13 protein-coding genes, 2 tRNA genes and 3 rRNA genes are annotated in these 22,045 nt (G+C 57.7%); 15 read left to right on the forward strand and 3 right to left on the reverse strand.

Annotation, left to right across the window (positions count from 1 at the left end):
• Window positions 1–246: 246 nt before the first annotated feature.
• Entirely contained in the window at window positions 247–1,347 is a 1,101-nt protein-coding gene (locus tag PanNE5_RS08560; RefSeq protein WP_017234994.1) for a porin, read from the forward strand.
• Between the two features lie 28 nt (window positions 1,348–1,375).
• Window positions 1,376–2,836 carry an amidohydrolase family protein gene (locus PanNE5_RS08565; protein ID WP_017234995.1) on the forward strand — a complete coding sequence of 487 codons (1,461 nt, stop codon included), beginning with the start codon at window positions 1,376–1,378 and terminating at the stop codon, window positions 2,834–2,836.
• 322 nt (window positions 2,837–3,158) lie between these two features.
• On the opposite strand, the gene PanNE5_RS08570 is transcribed toward PanNE5_RS08565, so the two are convergent.
• Complete coding sequence (locus PanNE5_RS08570; protein ID WP_261939620.1) at window positions 3,159–4,874, reverse strand: phospholipase D family protein; 1,716 nt, start codon at window positions 4,872–4,874, stop codon at window positions 3,159–3,161.
• A 78-nt stretch (window positions 4,875–4,952) separates the two neighbouring features.
• Between PanNE5_RS08570 and PanNE5_RS08575 the strand changes: the two genes are divergently transcribed.
• From PanNE5_RS08575 to rffA, 13 genes are all read left to right on the forward strand, one after another.
• Window positions 4,953–5,318: a hypothetical protein gene (locus tag PanNE5_RS08575; RefSeq protein ID WP_261939621.1), complete on the forward strand. Its 366-nt coding sequence runs from the start codon at window positions 4,953–4,955 to the stop codon at window positions 5,316–5,318.
• 189 nt (window positions 5,319–5,507) lie between these two features.
• Window positions 5,508–7,040: ribosomal RNA gene (locus PanNE5_RS08580) — 16S ribosomal RNA — on the forward strand.
• Window positions 7,041–7,104: 64 nt separating this feature from the next.
• Window positions 7,105–7,181 (forward strand) — tRNA-Ile (locus PanNE5_RS08585).
• A 112-nt stretch (window positions 7,182–7,293) separates the two neighbouring features.
• Window positions 7,294–7,369, forward strand: a tRNA-Ala gene (locus tag PanNE5_RS08590).
• 291 nt (window positions 7,370–7,660) lie between these two features.
• Window positions 7,661–10,538 (forward strand): 23S ribosomal RNA (locus PanNE5_RS08595).
• Between the two features lie 132 nt (window positions 10,539–10,670).
• Window positions 10,671–10,783: ribosomal RNA gene (rrf, locus tag PanNE5_RS08600) — 5S ribosomal RNA — on the forward strand.
• Together the 16S, 23S and 5S rRNA genes with 2 tRNA genes alongside form the textbook arrangement of a ribosomal RNA operon.
• Window positions 10,784–11,318: 535 nt before the next feature.
• The gene (locus PanNE5_RS08605) at window positions 11,319–12,248 is read left to right on the forward strand and encodes a glycosyltransferase family 2 protein (protein WP_083902201.1); all 930 of its coding nucleotides are present in this window, start codon (window positions 11,319–11,321) and stop codon (window positions 12,246–12,248) included.
• Window positions 12,245–13,021: a sulfotransferase family protein gene (locus PanNE5_RS08610; RefSeq protein WP_017232389.1), complete on the forward strand. Its 777-nt coding sequence runs from the start codon at window positions 12,245–12,247 to the stop codon at window positions 13,019–13,021. Before PanNE5_RS08605 ends, PanNE5_RS08610 begins: the two co-directional genes overlap by 4 nt.
• Entirely contained in the window at window positions 13,018–13,965 is a 948-nt protein-coding gene (locus tag PanNE5_RS08615; RefSeq protein ID WP_017232388.1) for a lysylphosphatidylglycerol synthase transmembrane domain-containing protein, read from the forward strand. The genes PanNE5_RS08610 and PanNE5_RS08615 overlap by 4 nt, the downstream gene beginning before the upstream one ends.
• A gap of 35 nt (window positions 13,966–14,000) precedes the next feature.
• Window positions 14,001–14,507: a class I SAM-dependent methyltransferase gene (locus tag PanNE5_RS08620; protein ID WP_198288658.1), complete on the forward strand. Its 507-nt coding sequence runs from the start codon at window positions 14,001–14,003 to the stop codon at window positions 14,505–14,507.
• A gap of 32 nt (window positions 14,508–14,539) precedes the next feature.
• Complete coding sequence (locus tag PanNE5_RS08625) at window positions 14,540–15,805, forward strand: DegT/DnrJ/EryC1/StrS family aminotransferase (protein ID WP_017232386.1); 1,266 nt, start codon at window positions 14,540–14,542, stop codon at window positions 15,803–15,805.
• The gene (locus tag PanNE5_RS08630; protein WP_017232385.1) at window positions 15,789–17,423 is read left to right on the forward strand and encodes a GMC oxidoreductase; all 1,635 of its coding nucleotides are present in this window, start codon (window positions 15,789–15,791) and stop codon (window positions 17,421–17,423) included. The genes PanNE5_RS08625 and PanNE5_RS08630 overlap by 17 nt, the downstream gene beginning before the upstream one ends.
• Window positions 17,420–18,571, forward strand: a complete 1,152-nt coding sequence (gene rffA / locus PanNE5_RS08635; protein WP_017232384.1) for a dTDP-4-amino-4,6-dideoxygalactose transaminase — start codon at window positions 17,420–17,422, stop codon at window positions 18,569–18,571. The genes PanNE5_RS08630 and rffA overlap by 4 nt, the downstream gene beginning before the upstream one ends.
• Window positions 18,572–18,592: 21 nt before the next feature.
• On the opposite strand, the gene cysN is transcribed toward rffA, so the two are convergent.
• Together cysN and cysD are read right to left on the reverse strand one after the other, a co-directional pair.
• Window positions 18,593–20,536 carry a sulfate adenylyltransferase subunit CysN gene (cysN, locus tag PanNE5_RS08640; RefSeq protein WP_017232383.1) on the reverse strand — a complete coding sequence of 648 codons (1,944 nt, stop codon included), beginning with the start codon at window positions 20,534–20,536 and terminating at the stop codon, window positions 18,593–18,595.
• A complete protein-coding gene (gene cysD, locus PanNE5_RS08645) occupies window positions 20,536–21,426 on the reverse strand; it encodes a sulfate adenylyltransferase subunit CysD (protein ID WP_198288659.1) in 891 nt (296 codons plus the stop codon). Before cysD ends, cysN begins: the two co-directional genes overlap by 1 nt.
• Between the last annotated feature and the right edge of the window lie 619 nt (window positions 21,427–22,045).

Consider the following 22,045-nt stretch of genomic DNA (forward strand, 5'->3'; position numbering starts at 1 on the left):
CAATGACCTGAACCTACACTGGCCTGCCAGACACCCGATGCGGTGTCGGGCGCAGGCGGTCGAGGCCATGCCTTTCCGTCTAATAATTTTAAGTTTCAATTATATAAGCATAAAAAATAGTCGCATTCACGCGTCCCGAACACAACTCGGGGAGATGGCGGATGCGAAGCGGGCTGGGCCTATCGGGCAAGGGCCTGCGCAAAACCTGTCCTTGCCACGCATCCAGTTCAAATCAAGGGAGACAACGTGAATCATCACGGCATTTGGGTACGTTCATTCATCACCGCAGGCCTTCTGGGCGGTGCGCTCGCCAACCCTGCGCAGGCGCAGAGCCATATCGAGATCAGCGGACTGCTGGGCGCTGGCGTGGGCTACACGAGCAACGTTGGCGGGGGCGTTGCTGTGACGGCAAACCCTGGCGTTCTGCGGCCGAACGCCCTGATCTTTCGCGGCGATGAAGACCTCGGCGGCGGCAACCGTGCCGTGTTTTATCTCGGCTCGCTGTTCAGCATTGTCAACGGCAACGTGTTCGGCGGTCCGGGCAGTCTGTTTTCCCGCGAATCGTATGTCGGACTGGCGAATCGATACGGCACGGTGACCGTCGGGAATCAACGCGACTTCATGTTCGACAGCCTGACGTTGAACCGCTACCCGGGGAGCTTCTTCGAGGGATCCTACGCCGCCCATCAGGGGCCGTTCGCGAAGTTCGGCGTGTCGTATTCCTCGCAAGGGTCGTTCGACTTCGATCGCGTGAATGGCGAGGCGATCGCCAACACCGTCAAATTCAAAAGCGCCGATTTCTCGGGCCTGACGTTCGGCGCGATGTACGGCTTCGGCGGCGTGCCCGGAAGTTTCGGCCGATCCTCCGCCAGCAGTTTCGGCATCAATTACGACTACGCGAATGCTGGCATCGGTGCGGCGTACACGATGGTCAAGTCGCCGCAAACGAACAACGGCAACGATGGCATCCGCAATATCGGTCTCGGGGTCCGCTATGGGTTCGGCAAGGTGTTGATCTCGGCACTTGCCACCCTGTCCCGAAACACGGCGACCGGGGCGCAGATCAACGCCTTCGACGTGAGCGTTGGATACGACTTCACCGCCGCGTGGTACGCGAGCGCGACGTATACGCACATGCGCGGCAACGCCCAGCTGAACGACAACCGCGCCAATCAACTCACGTCCCTTGTCGGCTACCGGCTGTCGAAGCGTACGACGCTGTACGTCGACGCCGCGCTGCAAATCGCTTCAGGCAACGGTGCGATGGCGCAAGTGAACGCGTCGGCCGGCCCTGCGAGCGGCGGTCACCAGTTCGTCAGTACCGTCAGCATCCAACACACCTTTTGACGCGTCGTCGCCCCCAAGGAGGTCTGATATGAACAACGAGATGCAGCGAAACCGGCGCAATCTTCTCAAAGCCTGCGGCGCCGTGGCTGGCAGCATGATGGTTCCCGCGCTGCTGGCGCCGGTGTCGGCGGCGTTGCACGCGGCGGAACGGCCTTCGCAGCCTGCCCAGCCAGAGCGAGACGAGTTCATCTTGCGCGGTGGGTACGTGCTGACAATGGATTCGTCACTCGGCGAATTCCCCGTGGGCGACGTGCACGTAAAGGGCGGTGCCATCGTCGCCGTGGCCGCGCGCGTTGATCTGCCGAACGTGCGAATCATCGACGCGAGCCGTACGATCGTCATGCCGGGGTTCGTGGACACGCATCAACACATGTGGACGAGCCTGTTGCGCGGCTCCCTGCGCGGCGACGATCCGACCTTCGGCTATTTCCCGAGCAAGGCCCGTGCCGGTGCCGTCATGACGCCGGAGGACATCTACCACTCGGTGCGTTTCGGGTTGGCGCAGAACCTGATGTCCGGCATCACCACCGTGCACGACTTTTGTCACAACGTGCGCTCGCCAGCGCATGCGCGGGCGGATCTACAGGCGCTGGAGGATCTTGGCGTTCGCGCCCGATTCTCATACGGGCGCTTCGGCGAGCCGTCATCGCAGCCTATGGACTGGCAGGATGTCGAGCGAGTCCGGCAGGCGATATTGCCGAAGCGTCCGCGGCTGACATTGGGCGTTGTCGTCGCACCGGTGACGGAAAAAGACGGTTCGATGCGCGCCAGCGTATTCGATGATCTCAGCACGTCGATGGCGCATGCCCAGGCCATGCAGCTTCCTTACACGCTGCACTACGGGAATCTGACGCACGGCATTATCGACGTGATGGCCAGGCATCAATGGCTGAATTCGGACCTGCTGCTGGTGCATCCGCAAGGGTTCACGGCGGCGGAGCGCCAGACGCTCGCGGCATCGAACGTGCGCATCAGTATCGCGCCCGCCATCGAGCTGCAGTACTCCACGGTGAGAAGTGGATATACCCAATTTGCGGAAATGGAAGCGCTTCACGCGCAAATGGGGCTTTCGACCGATTCTTCGGCGGCATCGGCCAATGCCAACTTCTTCAACGAAATGCGGGCCCTGCTGTGGGCACACAAGTCGAGAAGCGACACGAACGTCAAACTTACGCCGCGCCGGTTGGTGGAACTCGCGACCATCGAGGGTGCGCGCACGCTCAATCTTGCCGATCGCACTGGGTCATTGTCCCCGGGAAAACGCGCCGACATCGTGCTTGTTCGCATGGATGACCTGGATATCGCCCCCGTATTCGACCCGTTCAATTCACTGGTGTATTCGGGGCAGCCGGAGAATGTCGATACGGTGATCGTGGACGGCCGCATTTTGCGGCAAGGCGGCCGGTTCCTTACGTTCGATGTTGGCGAGGTCGTTCGTAACGCCACCCGTTCGGCCGTGCGTTTGCGACGCGAGGCGGGATTGGCGTAGCGCGCTCGGCAGGCGGCTTGCGCATGCCGGTTTTCCGTCCAGGCGGACGACGGGCGTGCGCCGAGCCGACTGCGCGTCTTGGATGGGGGGCGAAGGTGAGGTTGAGGGCTAAGAGGGAAGGGTGATGCGTGAGAGGTGAGAGGCGAAAAGCGAGAAGTGCGAGGGGAGAGGGAGGATGGGTGAGGGGGAGGATGGGTGAGGGGGAGGGGGAAGGTGTGGGCGGCGCTGCCGCCGAAGGGCGCGTTTCACGGCGCGCCAGCGTTAGATCGGGGCGCGGATTGGGGGCGCTACGGTTCAGGTTTTCGTGGGGGGGCGCACCGTTTCAAAGCAGGTCGTCGCTCGGCAGCAACGTGACGGCGCCTGCCACCGCATTGCGCCAGAATGACGCATAGGGTTCAACGTCGAAGGTGCGCGGTTGACCATTCTCCTCGCCGATCCAGCGCAGCGCCGGAAGCGTCGGCGGGGTGATCGGCGGTGGCGTGGCGTGGTTGGCGGGTGCCAACTCGACGCGAAAACTGGCATGGGGTGACGTCGCCCGGTCGAAAATCCGTGCCATGTGCTCGGCAAAATCCGGGCTGTGGATCACGATCGCTAATTCCGTATTCAGACGCACCGACCGCGGGTCCAGATTAAACGAACCGAGGACGACGTCACGCCGGTCGATGACATAGACCTTGCCGTGCAGGCTGGCACGCGACGTGCTGCCGAACGAGACGCGTCGCAGCGAGCGGGCTCCGTTATTCGTGCGCATCGGCTTGAACTCGTATAGCGCGACGCCGGCTTGCAGCAACGCCGTGCGATAGCGTGCATAGCCGGCGTGGACTGCCACGACGTCGGTCGCCGCGAGAGAGTTCGTCAGCACGCGTACCTTGACGCCGCGCTGCGTGAGCGTCGACAGAAACCTTACGCCGCCGTCCAGCGGGACGAAGTACGGGGAAATGATCAGAACCTCTTGCTGGGCATTCGCCGCCAACTGGCGCAGCTTGTGTCCGGGTGCGCTCTGGGTCTCGGCGGCAGGGGTGTCTATTTTGTCGGGACCGTCGGCCGCAAGCTCGGCGGGCGCCCAGAAGAGCGGGAGCTTGCCGTTGTGCAGACGCTCGGCGAGCGGGGGCGGGTGAAGCGCCAGATGTCCCGCGGGCGTTCGGTCGGTGTCGCGCCAGTGGCGTGCCAACGCGTCGCGCGTGGCGTCGAGCGTTGCTTCGTCGATCTTCGACTGAACCTGCTTGAGCGGATAAGACTGTTGGCTCGTCCAGAAGTGGTCGAAGCTACGGGAGACGGCGTCGACGATCGGGCCGGCACAGAGCAGATCGAAGTCGCGGAAGGACAATTCGGGATTGGCGTCGAAATACTCATCGCCCAGATTGCGGCCGCCCACGATGGCCAGCTGATTGTCGGCGACCAGCGCCTTGTTGTGCATGCGGCGGTTGAGCTGGTCGAACCGGGTGAGCAGATTGCCCGCTCGTTCGATAAGCGTGGTGTCGCGGGTGCCGAATGGGTTGAAGACGCGGATCTCGATGTTGGGATGTTGATCGAGCGCCGCAAACGCCGGGTCGGTATGGCGACGGTTGATGTCGTCGACCAGCATGCGTATGCGTACGCCGCGGTTGGCGGCGTCGAGCAGCGCCTGGAGCAGGAGGCGGCCGGTGACGTCCTCGCCGGCGCTGTAGTACTGAACGTCCAGACTGTGCTGTGCGGCCTGAACCAGTGCGAGGCGGGTGGTGAATGCGTCGGAGCCGGTGGCGAGGAGTTGGAAGCCGGACTGGCCCGAATGGGCGCGGACGGCCGTGGCCAGGGTGCTGGCGAGCGTGCCGGGCGTAGCGGCCGAGGTATGGCTCGTCCAATGAGACGGCTCGGGAGGTGGACGCACCGAACTGCAGGCGGCAACGATGAGTGCGAGCGGGAGAAGCGTGGCCAGGCGCCGCAGGACATCGAGAGAGCGCGACGGAAGGATGCGCGAATGGACCATCTCGAACGCTCTATATATAAGTATAGGAAGGGAAGAGACCCGGGTCGCTGCGTCGCCTTTCCCTATGGGCAAGGTTCCGGCAAGGATAGGCGATTTCGATGGTTACGTCCCGGTGGGATGCCGGACCGATCGTGGATCGGTGTCCTCCATGTGACCCGCGCCGTGGATCTCGGCCCGCTCGAATCGCTGTCTTTTTTGCCCGGCCCCGACCTTTTTCAAATTATTTTCACAAAGGGCTTGCCAGGGTACGGGGTTTTCACTAATATTCCGTCTCTCGCAACGACGGCGACGCAGCGAAAGCGGCGAAGCGGTGGGGGCGACGGGCTGGAAAGCCCGGTGGTTGGTGGTTTTGGAGCTGGTGAGTTGCTACGGCGACGAGCGAAGAAGGCGAAAAAAACTGTTGACGACGACGAGAAGCTACGACATAATCTTGCTTCTCTGCTGCAGATGCAGCGACGCAGAAAACGAAGCGACGGCGCGGTAAGTGTGCGACGAAGCGAAGTTCGATGCGATTGATCTTTAAAAACTAGACAACCGATAAGTGTGGGCACTCGATGAATGGTGCGTCTGCTTCGGCAGATAAGCTTTAAATTTATTGAGGCTCACATAAGTAATAGGTAAGTTAAGTAATTAACTTGTCAGCATACTTTGAGAGCGACCGGTTCGAGTGATTTATCACGAAAAACCGAAAACAGTAACAGGTTTAAACTGAAGAGTTTGATCCTGGCTCAGATTGAACGCTGGCGGCATGCCTTACACATGCAAGTCGAACGGCAGCACGGGTGCTTGCACCTGGTGGCGAGTGGCGAACGGGTGAGTAATACATCGGAATGTACCTTGTAGTGGGGGATAGCTCGGCGAAAGCCGGATTAATACCGCATACGCTCTGAGGAGGAAAGCGGGGGACCTTCGGGCCTCGCGCTACAAGAGCAGCCGATGTCAGATTAGCTAGTTGGTGGGGTAAAAGCTCACCAAGGCGACGATCTGTAGCTGGTCTGAGAGGACGACCAGCCACACTGGGACTGAGACACGGCCCAGACTCCTACGGGAGGCAGCAGTGGGGAATTTTGGACAATGGGCGAAAGCCTGATCCAGCAATGCCGCGTGTGTGAAGAAGGCCTTCGGGTTGTAAAGCACTTTTGTCCGGAAAGAAATCCTCTGGGTTAATACCTCGGGGGGATGACGGTACCGGAAGAATAAGCACCGGCTAACTACGTGCCAGCAGCCGCGGTAATACGTAGGGTGCAAGCGTTAATCGGAATTACTGGGCGTAAAGCGTGCGCAGGCGGTTTTGTAAGACGGATGTGAAATCCCCGGGCTTAACCTGGGAACTGCATTCGTGACTGCAAGGCTAGAGTATGGCAGAGGGGGGTAGAATTCCACGTGTAGCAGTGAAATGCGTAGAGATGTGGAGGAATACCGATGGCGAAGGCAGCCCCCTGGGCCAATACTGACGCTCATGCACGAAAGCGTGGGGAGCAAACAGGATTAGATACCCTGGTAGTCCACGCCCTAAACGATGTCAACTAGTTGTTGGGGATTCATTTCCTTAGTAACGAAGCTAACGCGTGAAGTTGACCGCCTGGGGAGTACGGTCGCAAGATTAAAACTCAAAGGAATTGACGGGGACCCGCACAAGCGGTGGATGATGTGGATTAATTCGATGCAACGCGAAAAACCTTACCTACCCTTGACATGTACGGAATCCTGCTGAGAGGTGGGAGTGCTCGAAAGAGAACCGTAACACAGGTGCTGCATGGCTGTCGTCAGCTCGTGTCGTGAGATGTTGGGTTAAGTCCCGCAACGAGCGCAACCCTTGTCCTTAGTTGCTACGCAAGAGCACTCTAGGGAGACTGCCGGTGACAAACCGGAGGAAGGTGGGGATGACGTCAAGTCCTCATGGCCCTTATGGGTAGGGCTTCACACGTCATACAATGGTCGGTACAGAGGGCTGCCAAACCGCGAGGTGGAGCTAACCCCAGAAAACCGATCGTAGTCCGGATCGCAGTCTGCAACTCGACTGCGTGAAGCTGGAATCGCTAGTAATCGCGGATCAGCATGTCGCGGTGAATACGTTCCCGGGTCTTGTACACACCGCCCGTCACACCATGGGAGTGGGTTTTGCCAGAAGTAGGTAGCCTAACCGTAAGGAGGGCGCTTACCACGGCAGGATTCATGACTGGGGTGAAGTCGTAACAAGGTAGCCGTAGGGGAACCTGCGGCTGGATCACCTCCTTTCTAGAGCATGCACTGGAAGTTGAGTGTTCACGCTTATCGGTTGTTGACTGCGTAGATCTAAGTCGGGTCTGTAGCTCAGGTGGTTAGAGCACCGTCTTGATAAGGCGGGGGTCGAAGGTTCAAGTCCTTCCAGACCCACCAAACTCTTTCCACCGACGCCTGGTAGAAAGAAATCTGGCTGAGGCAAGGCACAAAAGGCCGCCGCATACATCGGTATGTAAGGTTTTTTGTAACGCCGCATCAGACTGATTTGGGGGGCATAGCTCAGCTGGGAGAGCACCTGCTTTGCAAGCAGGGGGTCGTCGGTTCGATCCCGTCTGCCTCCACCAATTCCTTAGATCGCACATCGATGTCAGTCAAAAGCTTTTACGTCTGTAGTAAATCCCAATAGTGATTTAGCGTGAACGTTTTTGAATGACAGCAATGTCATGCAGTATTTGTTCTTTAACAATTTGGAAGAAGTAGTAGTACAACGGAAGCGCGTTAGAGATGGCGCGTGGAAATTGTACGGGTTGTGATTGTATCAACTAGTATTTAAGTGATCGAAAGATGACTTGGAATACGGCACAACGCGAAAACTCAACCTATAGGGAATGTGCCGAAAGACACACTCGTTATAGGGTCAAGCGAATAAGTGCATGTGGTGGATGCCTTGGCGATTACAGGCGATGAAGGACGCGATAGCCTGCGAAAAGTTGTGGGGAGCTGGCAAATAAGCTTTGATCCACAAATGTCCGAATGGGGAAACCCGGCCCTTTGGGTCATCCTAGACTGAATACATAGGTCTAGTGAAGCGAACGCGGCGAACTGAAACATCTAAGTAGCTGCAGGAAAAGAAATCAACCGAGATTCCCAAAGTAGTGGCGAGCGAAATGGGACCAGCCTTCAAGATTTAGCACCGGTGTTATCAAAACGGAATGGAAAGTCCGGCCATAGTGGGTGATAGCCCCGTATGAGAAAACCCTGGTGTGGAACTAAGCTTGAGAAAAGTAGGGCGGGACACGTGAAATCCTGTCTGAAGATGGGGGGACCATCCTCCAAGGCTAAATACTCGTAATCGACCGATAGTGAACCAGTACCGTGAGGGAAAGGCGAAAAGAACCCCGGGAGGGGAGTGAAATAGATCCTGAAACCGCATGCATACAAACAGTAGGAGCCTCGCAAGGGGTGACTGCGTACCTTTTGTATAATGGGTCAGCGACTTACATTCAGTGGCAAGCTTAACCGAATAGGGAAGGCGTAGCGAAAGCGAGTCCGAATAGGGCGTTCAGTCGCTGGGTGTAGACCCGAAACCAAGTGATCTATCCATGGCCAGGTTGAAGGTGCGGTAACACGTACTGGAGGACCGAACCCACTAATGTTGAAAAATTAGGGGATGAGCTGTGGATAGGGGTGAAAGGCTAAACAAACTTGGAAATAGCTGGTTCTCTCCGAAAACTATTTAGGTAGTGCCTCGTGTATCACCTTCGGGGGTAGAGCACTGTCATGGTTGAAGGGTCCATTGCGGATTACTTCGCCATAGCAAACTCCGAATACCGAAGAGTGCAATCACGGGAGACAGACATCGGGTGCTAACGTCCGGTGTCAAGAGGGAAACAACCCAGACCGCCAGCTAAGGTCCCTAAATATTGCTAAGTGGGAAACGAAGTGGGAAGGCTAAAACAGTCAGGAGGTTGGCTTAGAAGCAGCCACCCTTTAAAGAAAGCGTAATAGCTCACTGATCGAGTCGTCCTGCGCGGAAGATGTAACGGGGCTAAGCAATATACCGAAGCTGCGGATGCGAGCTTGCTCGCATGGTAGGAGAGCGTTCTGTAAGCCTGTGAAGGTGTCTTGTGAAGGATGCTGGAGGTATCAGAAGTGCGAATGCTGACATGAGTAGCGATAAAGGGGGTGAAAGGCCCCCTCGCCGTAAGCCCAAGGTTTCCTACGCAACGTTCATCGGCGTAGGGTGAGTCGGCCCCTAAGGCGAGGCAGAGATGCGTAGCTGATGGGAAGCAGGTTAATATTCCTGCACCGTCGTATGATGCGATGGGGGGACGGATCGCGGAAGGTTGTCCGGGTGTTGGAAGTCCCGGTCCCTGCAGTGGAGAAGGCGCTTAGGCAAATCCGGGCGCGTAATTCAAGGCTGTGGGGCGAGTACCTTCGGGTACGAAGCAATTGGAAGTGGTTCCAAGAAAAGCCTCTAAGCTTCAGTCATACGAGACCGTACCGCAAACCGACACAGGTGGGCGAGATGAGTATTCTAAGGCGCTTGAGAGAACTCGGGAGAAGGAACTCGGCAAATTGGTACCGTAACTTCGGGATAAGGTACGCCCTTGTAGCTTGACTGGCCTGCGCCAGGAGGGTGAAAGGGTTGCAATAAACTGGTGGCTGCGACTGTTTAATAAAAACACAGCACTCTGCAAACACGAAAGTGGACGTATAGGGTGTGACGCCTGCCCGGTGCCGGAAGATTAAATGATGGGGTGCAAGCTCTTGATTGAAGTCCCGGTAAACGGCGGCCGTAACTATAACGGTCCTAAGGTAGCGAAATTCCTTGTCGGGTAAGTTCCGACCTGCACGAATGGCGTAACGATGGCCACACTGTCTCCTCCCGAGACTCAGCGAAGTTGAAGTGTTTGTGATGATGCAATCTACCCGCGGCTAGACGGAAAGACCCCATGAACCTTTACTGTAGCTTTGCATTGGACTTTGAACCGGTCTGTGTAGGATAGGTGGGAGGCTTTGAAGCAGGAACGCTAGTTTCTGTGGAGCCGTCCTTGAAATACCACCCTGGTTTGTTTGAGGTTCTAACCTAGGTCCGTAATCCGGATCGGGGACAGTGCATGGTAGGCAGTTTGACTGGGGCGGTCTCCTCCCAAAGTGTAACGGAGGAGTACGAAGGTACGCTAGGTACGGTCGGAAATCGTGCTGATAGTGCAATGGCAAAAGCGTGCTTAACTGCGAGACTGACAAGTCGAGCAGGTGCGAAAGCAGGTCATAGTGATCCGGTGGTTCTGTATGGAAGGGCCATCGCTCAACGGATAAAAGGTACTCTGGGGATAACAGGCTGATACCGCCCAAGAGTTCATATCGACGGCGGTGTTTGGCACCTCGATGTCGGCTCATCTCATCCTGGGGCTGTAGCCGGTCCCAAGGGTATGGCTGTTCGCCATTTAAAGAGGTACGTGAGCTGGGTTTAAAACGTCGTGAGACAGTTTGGTCCCTATCTGCCGTGGGCGTTGGAAGTTTGAAGGGGGCTGCTCCTAGTACGAGAGGACCGGAGTGGACGAACCTCTGGTGTACCGGTTGTCACGCCAGTGGCATCGCCGGGTAGCTATGTTCGGAAGAGATAACCGCTGAAAGCATCTAAGCGGGAAACTCGCCTTAAGATGAGACTTCCCTGGGAACTCGATTCCCCTTAAGGGTCGTTCAAGACCAGGACGTTGATAGGTCAGGTGTGGAAGCGCAGTAATGCGTTAAGCTAACTGATACTAATTGCCCGTGAGGCTTGATCCTATAACCAGTGTGTTTTTCCTGGTGTGAGTGTCGTGCAGTGTGCCGATACAACTCGCAACCCAACCAATGTAGTACTACGCTTCTTCCAAATTGGTTTTGTTGAGCCCCGCTCAGCAGAACATACAAGTTATGCCTGATGACCATAGCGAGTTGGAACCACCCCTTCCCATCCCGAACAGGACCGTGAAACAACTCCACGCCGATGATAGTGCGGATACCCGTGTGAAAGTAGGTAATCGTCAGGCTCCCCCTAAAAACCCCTTGCTAACTCGTGTAGCAAGGGGTTTTTGCTTTGTGCACCCAGCATGGGCGCATTCCTGCGGGTGTAAGGTAAGCGGCTGGCGAACCCGTCTTAACGGTAATGGTTTCAACGGATGGCAGGTGTCCAACGGTGCGGCAGTGACCTGCCCGGGAAACTTCGTACCAACGGAATCTAGAGATAAGGTCACCACTTATCCGCCCGTCCGAATTTGCGCGTCCACCTCTGACCGACATCGTTTCTTCTTCTTGCTTCACTTTACACCCTCAGCAAGGGATTCGTTTTTCGGGAGCGAGGTCATTACATGCTAATCTTCGGACCGGCGGGATTGAAATTTCCCGATGCCTCAGCCGCCCGAGCATCTTGTCTTGCCCGGAAACGCCTTCGGGCATGGCTGACAGCGAAACCGCGACAACTATATCCTCCCAAACGGCCGTGCTGTGCCCCCCACTGGGTGACCACGTCTAGTTTGCTTATCAATTGAAATATCCAATTCTTTCGACGAAAGAACGTTGGTAGATATGAGTGACTTATACAGCGTTGTTATCCCTGTGTTTAACAGTTCGAGAATCATCGCTGAAACCGTGAGGCGAGTTCACGAGTATTTCACATCGTCCGGAAGGTCATTCGAGATCATCTTGGTCAACGATGGCAGCGCCGACGAAAGCTGGAACGTGGTCCGGGACATTGCGCGTGAAAATCATGAGGTCGTGGCGATCAACCTGTTGAAGAACTACGGGCAGCACAACGCGAACTTGTGCGGTTTTCGCGAGGCAAAGGGGGACTATGTCATCACTATGGACGATGATCTGCAGAACCCCCCCGAAGAGATCGGCAAGCTTATCGAGGCTGCGCGAGAGGGCGGGTGCGATCTGGTGTTGGGCCGGTTCGAAACCAAGCGGCACTCGATCATCCGTCGCGTCGGCAGCCGGTTCGTGGGATGGCTTAACCGCAAGGTGTTTGAAGTGAAGGGCGATTTAGTCTTGAGCAACTTTCGGCTCATCCACCGAGATGTCGTCGATCGCGTTTGCCGTGACAATTCGTACGCCCCGTACATTCCGGGATTGGTGCTCAAGTATTCGGCGCGTCGATGCAATGTGCTTGTGAAGCATCACCCCAGAGTCGACGGCAAGAGCAACTACAATTGGCGGAGAATTATCCGGCTGGTAGCCTCGATCCTGTTCAATCACTCCGCCATCCCTCTGCGATGTAGCGCTGCATTCGGATTCGTCGTCGCTGCGTGCGGATTCATCCTGAGTATTTATTTTCTGCTGGAAGCCTTGTTTCATGGAACGAAGGCCCCGGGCTGGGCGTCGCTTGCCGTGTTGTTGTCGTTCTTCAACGGGGTTCTGATCCTGATGCTCAGCGTGATCGGCGAATACTTGGGACGACTTCTGCGTGAGTTCGGGACGCAGCGTAGCTACGAGATCAGGGAGGTCGTGCGCGGATGAAGCATCTGTTTATCGTCGGCGCGCAACGCTCCGGATCGACTTACCTTTATGAGCTCCTCGACAGCCACCCGGAGGTAAGCATGGCGCATCCGGTGCGTCCAGAGCCCAAGTTCTTTCTGAACGCACAACGCGTAAGTTTGGGGATCGCGCATTACATCGATGCGCACTTCGCAGATCGTAAGGTGGGAGGGCTGTATCTTGGGGAGAAGAGCACCTCCTATATCGAGAGTGAGGCTGCGGCCAGGCGAATCTTCGAGTACGCTCCGGATGCTCAAATCCTGATGATCTTGCGAGACCCTGTCCGCAGGGCTTACTCGAATTACCGATTCAGCGTGGCGCACGGGTTGGAGGATTTGTCGTTTTCCGGTGCGATCGACGCAGAACCGGAGCGCTTGAAGGGCGCTCAATTCGCCACGTCGGTGACTCCGTATGCCTATCGTCAACGCGGTCACTATATCGACTACGTGGAGATGTATGAGCGGGTATTCGATCCGAGCCAGCTTCACATCCTCATTTTTGAGGAACTGGTCGGCAATCTTGGTGCAGTCCAGGCGTTTTATCGGCAACTTGAAATCGACGATACCGTTGTTCCCGAGTCATTGCATCGGGTCGTCAACCCAGCCACGGCCAGGAGTGAGGAACCGCGTGACGTCTTCAGAGATCTGGCACTGGGCTATCGGGACAGCATCTCAAGATTGGAGGCCAGGCTGGGTCGCGAGATCGGGGCATGGAGAACGTACCACCAAGCGCTCATCGGTGATGGATTGCAATGAAGCGCGTACTGAAGCTTTTGGTCAGCCTTGCGCTGATCGCTTTCGCAGCTTCGCTTCTGGATCTCGGGGCGATGCTGAGAACCCTCAAAGCGGGATCCCCGGCAAGTTTCGTGATCGCGATCCTGATCAATCTTGCGACGGTCCTGGTTATGGGGTGGCGGTGGTACAGACTCTCGGCCAATGAGGTGCGGCTATCGATTCGGTCGCAGCTTGCCCTCTATTTCAAAGCCACGTTCCTGAATACGTTTACACCGGCCAACCTTGGTGGCGATGCTTATCGCCTGGCTGCGCTGAGTCGCGAGTCGCATTCAACGGGGAGGCTGTTGCGTCTTCTGCTGCGCGAACGTCTCCTCGGCTTATACGGATACGTGCTGCTGTTCGCCCTCGCGTATGCGGCGGTTGCGCTGACTGCCGACGTTGATCTGGATCCTCGCACCAACCCCTATATCTACGGTGTCATGGTTGCGCTCGCAGCCGTGCTTGTCGCTTTGCTTGCCCGCCCGTTAGGACGATGGGCCGTGGCAATCATGCGTCGTGTCGTCAGCGCGCGCCGATTGCCGACGCTGGAGCGTTGGGCCGAAATCGGTGTGGGATTGCTGTCCCCGAAGGGCGCCGCCCCCCTGCTCGGACTGACGTTCGCCGGCATTCTGCTTTGGATTGCGTCCATCAAGGTCATTGCCTACGGATTTGGGCTCCCCGTGTCGTGGGCGCAACTTGCCGCAGTGGCTACCTTGGTCGAGCTGGTTCGCCTCATACCCATCACCATTCAGGGCGTTGGCTTGCGTGAAGGTGTATTCGCCTATCTACTGGGCTACTGGGGCTACAGTCATGAACAGTCCTATGTGGTTGCCATGACGGCGTACCTTGCACTGAGCATTTCGATTTTTCTATGTGGCCCGATCAGCTATTTGATTGGGCTGAGAAGACAAGAGGCTGAAGGATAATGCCGTCCCGGCCGTTATGTGGGGAGTTGATCGACGTGAAAGGGGTCACCAAGTACTCGGGACCGGCGCAAATCTATTTCCGCCATTTGCTGCGTCAAATTGTCGGCGTGGGACAATTGAACCGCCCGGATATCAAGATTCTGGATTTTGGTTGCGGTGTTGGTCAATTAAAGCAAATGTTGGGGCCGCGAGTGATCGGATACGACATCGTCCCCGAACTGAGCGATGTCGACGATTGGCGATCGGTCAACTTCGACGTATTGGTGGCCAATGAGGTTTTCTACAGCTTCTCTGAGAGCGATCTCGACAATCTGCTGAAGGAGTTGCGTTCGAAGAACCGGGATCTTGAGCTTGTCGTGGGGATCAGTCGACAAGGGGCCCTGAACAATATCGGGAAGTTCTTGTTAGGCCGGCCGGACGCGCACTCGGCGACAAGAGTCGGGCCGAAGAAGGAGCTGGAGGTGTTCGAACGTCACTGCACCATTGTGCGGCGGAAGAACGTCTGGAATTTGGCGAACGTGTATTCGTTCGTTTTCAGGTAGGAACGGCAAAGGCTTGATGGGCCCAGAGAGGCATGATGAACCTATTCACCAAAAAAATTCCCCGTGGCGTGATTTATCACACGGTGGGGCAGAGTGTTCGCTATTTGCTGGCATCGATCTTCAAGCCGCTGCATCGGCAGGAAAGGATTACGGCATTTGAACGGGTTTTCGCAAGCTATTGCGAGCGCAAGTATGCGGTTGCGTTCCCCTTCGCGAGAACGGCGATCTATTCGACGCTGAAGAGTCTGAACCTCCCAAAAGGAAGTGAGGTCATCCTGCCGCCCATCACGATCAAGGGGATCGTTGATGTCGTCGTGGACCTTGGCCTCTCGCCCGTCTACGTCGATCTGGATGTGGATACCGTCAATTTTCGAATCGAGCAGTTGCGGGAGAAGATTACCCCCAATGTGAAGGCAGTCATCATTACGCCATTGTTCGGCCTGGTGCCGGATATTTCCGCGATGGTGGCCCTCTTCAGGGACAGGGGAATTTTCATCATTGAAGATTTCTCGCAGTGCCTGAATGGTCGCTATGACGGAAAGCGTATCGGGACGTTCGGTGACGTGGGCATCTACAGTGCCTCCTCGATCAAGACGCTCGATACGCTGGGCGGCGGCATGGCCATCACCGACGACCCTGCCATCGAGACCAAACTGCGAACCGCACAAGCCGAGTTGAAGCCTGCTCGGCGATCGGCACTCGTCAAGAAAGCGTGGGTCAATCTGATCCGGAATGTCGGCACGACAGGGGCGGTGTTTTCGCTCGTTACGTTCCCGGTGCTGCAGGTCTTTCGCAAGCGAGATCCGGAATCCGCACTGAAACACACCGGACATCGAAACCAGGACCGAATTGCCACGCTACCTTCGCTCTGGTTTTGTCGCTATACGTCCCTCCAGGCCCAGATCGGCCTCGAGCAAATCGAAAAAGTGATGGCGGAGGACGCGGCGAGAGTGGCCAACGTGGAGTTCCTGAAGGCCAATTGCAGCATGGGTGACTTCCCCAAGACGACACGCGCATCTGGAAACGTCTATTGGCAATTGATACTGCCGGTGACGGATGCGTTTGAGGCGCAATCCTATTTCGCCAGTCAGGGGGTCGACAGTGCGACGTCGAGCCTCGAGTTGGTGTGTGCCTTGAAGGACTATCCGAATCGCGCCGATTTGCCGACGGCCGGAAATCTGTATCGAAACGGCATCTTCATCCCGTGTTTTCCGAATCTGAGTCGCGCGGACATGGAGCGGATCGCCACGGCGGTCAGGGGCTACTATCAGGCGCATGCTCATGTCCAAAGCCGTTGACGGCGATCTCGGTGCCTTGAATGTTGCCGTCATCGGAAGTGGCCTCTCGGCCGTCGGCGCCATTAAGTCGCTCATACACCGCGGCATTCGCCCGACGGTATTCGACTGGGGCGAGCAACTCGGCAGTGACCGCGAACAGCGCGTCGCCTTCCTGTCGACGAAGTCTCCGGAGGCCTGGACCGCGGAGGAGCGGGCATGGTTGAACGACAATCCCACGGTGAAGGGGCAAGCGGCGATCCCGCGGAAGCTGGCTTTCGGCTCGGACTACTTCTACGGCACATCAATGAAGGCTGCGCCGATCAGTGGTGCGGGAAATCTACCGCCGTTCAGTTATGCGCTGGGCGGATTGAGCAGCGGATGGGGCGCTGCGGTCCTGCCACCTCACGCGTGCGATCTTGCGGACTGGCCTGTGGATGCAGCGGTGTTGCAAAAATATTGCGAGATCGTCTTGGCCGACTTGCCGTACTCGGCGGCGGACGATCGCTTGAGCCGCGATTTTCCGCCCCTTTCGGGCGCCGCTCGACCGCTGCAACTGAGCCGCGCTGCGACCAGGATTCTGTGGGCACTGGAGAAGGCCCGCGTCCAGAAGCCGGGTGAGACAGTCTTTGGCCAGGCCAGATTGCTGGTGCGGGCGGGAGACGAGCGCGAATCCGGCTGCCGGTACTGCGGCCAATGCATGTCCGGCTGTGTCTATGGCGCGATCTACAAGGCGGGCCACGACATCCTGGCCATGGCGGCGCGCGACGAGATCGACTACATTCCGCGATGCTTGATCGATGGCCTCGTAGAGAACGGAGACCGGGTGACGGTCCGGTATTTCGACGCGAATGAGGAATTACACACGCGCGAATTCGACAGGGTCTTTCTCGCGGCCGGCGCGGTGAACAGCGCCAGGATCGTGTGCAACTCCTTGGCGCTGTTCGACGAGAAAATTGAACTCAAGAGTCGGGGCGGTTTTGTGCTGCCGGTATTCAGCCTGTGGCGCTTGCCGGTGGACTGGCCGAACTGTAATACCCAACCCGGACTCTTCCTCGAATTGAAGGGGAAAGGGCTTGAGCATTGGGTCCATGTGCAGATATCCACCGAGAACGAACTGGTGATGAAGAAGCTCGGCATCGCGTCAGGCCGCACAGGGTTTGTTGCCCGTATCAAGCGCTTTGTCGCCGAACATGTCTTCTTCTTGTTGGTGAACTATCACTCCGACCATGCCGGAACTTACGAGTTACGGGTGAAGCCCGCCGAGAACACGGCTGTAGGCGCCAATACCATGCATACCGTGCAGAGAAAGGCCTTTCCGCAGAAGGGCGTGATGTGGGCCTCCGGCCTCAGATTGCTGAAGGTATTCGCACGCATTGCCTGCCTGCCATTGTTCCCGTTCGCCAAGCTGAATAGCGGCGCCTATCATGTGGGGGGAACGTTGCCGATGAAGGCGGAAAAAAGTGGTCCGCTAGACACCGATAGCTTGGGGCGGGTTGGTTCATGGCAGCGCATTCACGTCGTTGATACCGCTGTGTTTCCGTCTTTGCCGGGGACCACCATTGGCTTGCTTGCCATGGCCAACGCCTATCGAATTGTCGATAACATTCACTGGTTCAATCAGATCGGGGCGCAAGAATGATCCGTTTCAATTCTCCTCACCTCGTGGGGACTGAGTTGGGCTATCTCGAAGACGCCATCACGCGCGGTCGTCTGGCGGGAGATGGCATCTATACACAGAAGTGCGCCGAACTGCTGGGCGTCTACCTTGATGGGCCGGCCGGGGTACTCCTAACGCACTCTTGCACTGCTGCGCTCGAGATGGCGGTGATCCTGGCAGACATCCGGCCGGGCGACGAAGTCATCATGCCGTCCTACACCTTTGTGTCCACGGCAAACGCCGTCGTATTGCGTGGGGGGACGCCGGTCTTCGTCGATATTCGCCCGGACACACTGAATATTGACGAACGGCTGATCGAAGCGGCGATAACCTCGCGGACCAAGGCGATTGTTCCGGTGCATTACGCCGGCGTGGCGTGCGAAATGGATGTGATCATGGACATCGCCTCGCGCCATGGCCTGCTGGTCATCGAAGATGCCGCGCAAGCGCTCGGCAGCACGTACAAGGGGCGCAAACTGGGAACGATCGGCGATTTTGCCGCGTTCAGTTTCCATGAAACGAAGAACGTCATTTCAGGGGAGGGGGGCGCGCTCGTCGTCAACAACCCTGTGTTCACGGAGCGTGCGGAGATCATCCGCGAGAAGGGGACCAACCGATCCCGGTTCTTCCGTGGCGAAGTCGACAAGTACACCTGGGTTGACATCGGTTCTTCCTATCTGCCCAGTGAACTGGTTGCGGCGTTCCTGTTTTCGCAGCTTCAGAACATCGACCAGATCAACCACGGTCGACTGGCGCATTGGGGGCAGTACCGACGCATGCTGGGCGAAGGCCTCGCCGATGAGGCCGACTCCATGCTCCCCCGCGTGCCGGACCACATCGCTCACAATGCCCACATCTTCTATGTGATGGCACGTGATGCAGCCGAGCAGCAGCGGTTGCTTGGTGGACTCAAAGCTGCGGGAATCAACGCGGTATTCCATTATGTGCCGCTGCACTCGTCCGACGCCGGATTACGCTTCGGGCGCGTGGGGTCCGCGATGACCGTGACCGATGATCTGTCGGCAAGGCTGGTGAGACTGCCGCTCTACTTCGACCTCGCCGAGTCGGAGGTCGTCAGCATCGCAAATACCACCCTGTCGATCCTGACGACCCCGCCGACGCAAAGCTGAGTCGGTCGCGATCGAGCGCCGTCAGTCGAGGGGCAGGAGCGCTTCGACGATGGCATCGACCCCGGCTTCCAGTGAGAAATCCTGGCCATCGATGACCACTTGCGGGTTTTCAGGGGGCTCGTAAGGGCTGTTGATCCCGGTCATATTGGGAATCATTCCGGCGCGGGCTTTCTTGTACAAACCCTTGGGGTCGCGGGTTTCGCATACGTCGAGCGGCGTGCTCACATAGACCTCGATGAAATTCTCGGGGCCGATCAACTCTCGCGCCATCTCGCGCTCGCGCTTGAAGGGCGAGATAAGCGCGGTCATCACGATCGTGCCGGCGTCCATCATCAGCCTTGCGACTTCCGTGACGCGTCGGATGTTCTCCACGCGATCCGCCTCGGTGAAGCCCAGGTCCTTGTTCAGTCCGTGGCGTACGTTGTCCCCATCGAGGATATAGGTGCGCATGCCGCGGCGGTGAAGCTCGACCTCCAGCGCGTTGGACAAGGTCGATTTTCCGGAGCCGGACAGGCCGGTGAACCAGACAACCTTGCCGGGGTGTCCATTCAATCGTTCACGATCGGCGCGCGTAATGGCGAGCGCCTGGTAGTGAACGTTTTCCGCGCGCCTGAGGCTGTGGCGAATCATGCCGGCGGCCACGGTGGCGTTGGTGAATCGGTCAACCAGAATGAAGCTGCCGAGGGTCGGCGAACTGGCGTAAGTGTCAAACACCAAGGGCTTGTTCGTCGCGATATTGCACGTCGCGATATCGTTCAACGAGAGTGATTTGGCGGCTTGGGTCGCGAGTGTGTTGATATCGATCCGATGCTTGATCGTGGTGATCGCCGCCGATGCCCATTGCGTCGCCAGTTTGATCTCATAGTTGCGGCCGGTCAGCCCCGCATCTTCATGCATCCACACCAACGTGGCCTCGAATTGATCCGTCGACTCCAGTGGGGCACGACTCAATGCGATCACGTCACCACGCGACGCGTCGATCTCGCGATCGAATCGAAGCGTGACGGCGTCGCCCACCGTGGCGGTGTCCGGTGATCCGTCCATGGTGACGATTTGTTCGAGCACCGCCTGCTGTCCAGAGGCGCTCACGCGGATCTCGTCTCCTACGCGAATCGTTCCCCCGGTGACATTGCCGCAATAGCCTCTGAACTCGGAATTGGGGCGATTGACCCATTGCACCGGAAACGCAAAGCGCTCCGTATTGGGGGGCGCGACCTTGATCGTTTCCAGATACCCGAGGAAGGTCGGGCCGACGTACCACGGTGTGTGGGGGGAGTGCTCGATGATGTTGTCGCCGGCGGTGGCGCACAGGGGGACGGCGGTGATCGACGAGAAGCCCAGGGGGTGCGCAAACGATTCGAAGTCGTCGCGAATCTGCTGGAACGTTTCGGCTTTGAAGCCCACCAGGTCCATCTTGTTGATGGCGAGCGCGACGTGGCGGATGCCCATCAACGACACGAGGTACGCGTGGCGTCGTGTCTGCGTGAGCAAACCCTTGCGCGCATCCACCAGCAGCACTGCGACGTCGGCGTTGGATGCGCCTGTCACCATGTTGCGGGTGTATTGCTCGTGGCCCGGCGTATCGGCCACGATGAACTTGCGCTTTGCTGTCGAGAAGAACCGGTAGGCGACGTCGATCGTGATGCCCTGTTCGCGCTCGGCGGACAGGCCGTCGACCAACAAGGCGAAGTCGATGTCACTCCCTTGCGTTCCGTATTTACGGGATTCGGCCTGCAAGGTTGCGAGTTGATCGTCGAACAGCTGACGAGAGTCCCACAGCAAGCGCCCGATCAACGTACTCTTGCCGTCGTCGACACTCCCGCAAGTAATAAAGCGCAAGAGGTCCTGGGCTTGTTGCCGCGCCAAGTGCGCCTCAAAGCTGGCCGGCTGCTGGGTGTCCTTGTCGTGTCGTGCGCGTGGCGACGCGGTCGATGAGCGGGGCGTGTCGGTTGAGGTGCGTCGCATCAGAAATATCCCTCCTGCTTCTTCTTCTCCATACTGCCGGCGGCGTCGCTGTCGATCGCTCGGCCTTGCCGCTCGGAGGCTCGGGTGTTGGCGAGCTCCATCACGATCTCGGGTACCGATTCGGCGCCGGATTCGACGGCGCCCGTGAGCGGGTAGCAGCCCAAGGTGCGGAATCGCACCTTCTTCTCGATGATTTCTTCGCCGGAGAGCAGGCGGAACCGATTGTCGTCAACCAGGAGAATCATGCCGTCACGCACGACCACGGGCCTGGGTTTGGCGAAATACAGCGGCACGACGGGAATGCCTTCCTGAAGAATGTATTGCCAGATATCAAGTTCGGTCCAATTCGACAGTGGGAATACGCGGATGCTTTCGCCGCGGTTCTTGCGCGTGTTGTACAGACTCCAGAGTTCGGGGCGCTGGTTCTTGGGATCCCAGCAATGACTTTGAGTACGGAAAGAAAACACACGCTCCTTGGCCCGCGATTTCTCCTCGTCTCGCCGCGCACCACCGAAAACCATGTCGAACTTGTATTTGTCCAGTGCCTGCTTGAGGCCCTCTGTCTTCGTGATGTCGGTATGCAGCGCGGACCCATGATCGAACGGGTTGATGTCCTTTTCAATCGCCTCTGGGTTCACATACACCAAGAGATCCATGCCTGACGCATGGGCCATTTGGTCCCGGAACAGATACATCTCCTGAAACTTCCATCGGGTGTCGACATGGAGCAGGGGGAACGGCGGCGGCGCTGGATAGAAGGCCTTGCGTGCGAGATGCAGCATGACGGCGCTGTCTTTGCCGACGGAGTAGAGCATGGCCGGATTCTCCGCTTCCGCCACGGCTTCCCGGAGGATGTGGATGCTCTCGGCCTCAAGGCGACGAAGGTGCATCGTGGCAGGGAATTCGCGAGCGCGAATCGGCTCAAGCGGGGGCAAGACGGGGGGATAGGCGCTGGGGTTCAAGGTGATTTCCGGCGTGGACGCCAGTGTGCGCAACCCCTTTACGAGTCTGCCGTGCGGAAACACCGCAATTTCCTTGCCGATATGCCGCTGAAGACGCACGAGCGCGTCACGGAGCGATGCAGGATCGTCATTTTCCTTGACCTGCAGCCAGTAGCGCGCACCGCGGGCGTCGTTGGCCTGCAATAGCGTCACGTCGTCAGGTGTCTTGTGCAATTGGGCGAATAGCGGAAGTTTCCGCTTACTTCTTGCTTCGGTGAGCGCCCATTCCAGCACGAGGCGGTTTGCAGGGCGTTCCAACTCATCCACCAGTGAGTTGGCGTTGAGCCGGTCAGCAAGAATACCGAGTTCGCGCAAGCGTCGCTCGGCCGTGCGCTTGGCGACCACTTCGCCAAGTGACTGCAGATACAAATGGGCCGCATCGATATTCCAGACGCGGTCTGCATGAAGGCCAGAGGCCTCGGAATTCGTCATTTGCGGTGTCTCAATATGCAGTATGTCACTTTTATATATGGGTATTGATGCATGTTACCATCTGTGCGCGTTTGAT

This window comes from Pandoraea sp. NE5 (assembly GCF_024363545.1).
GTDB classification, from domain to species: Bacteria; Pseudomonadota; Gammaproteobacteria; order Burkholderiales; family Burkholderiaceae; genus Pandoraea; species Pandoraea cepalis.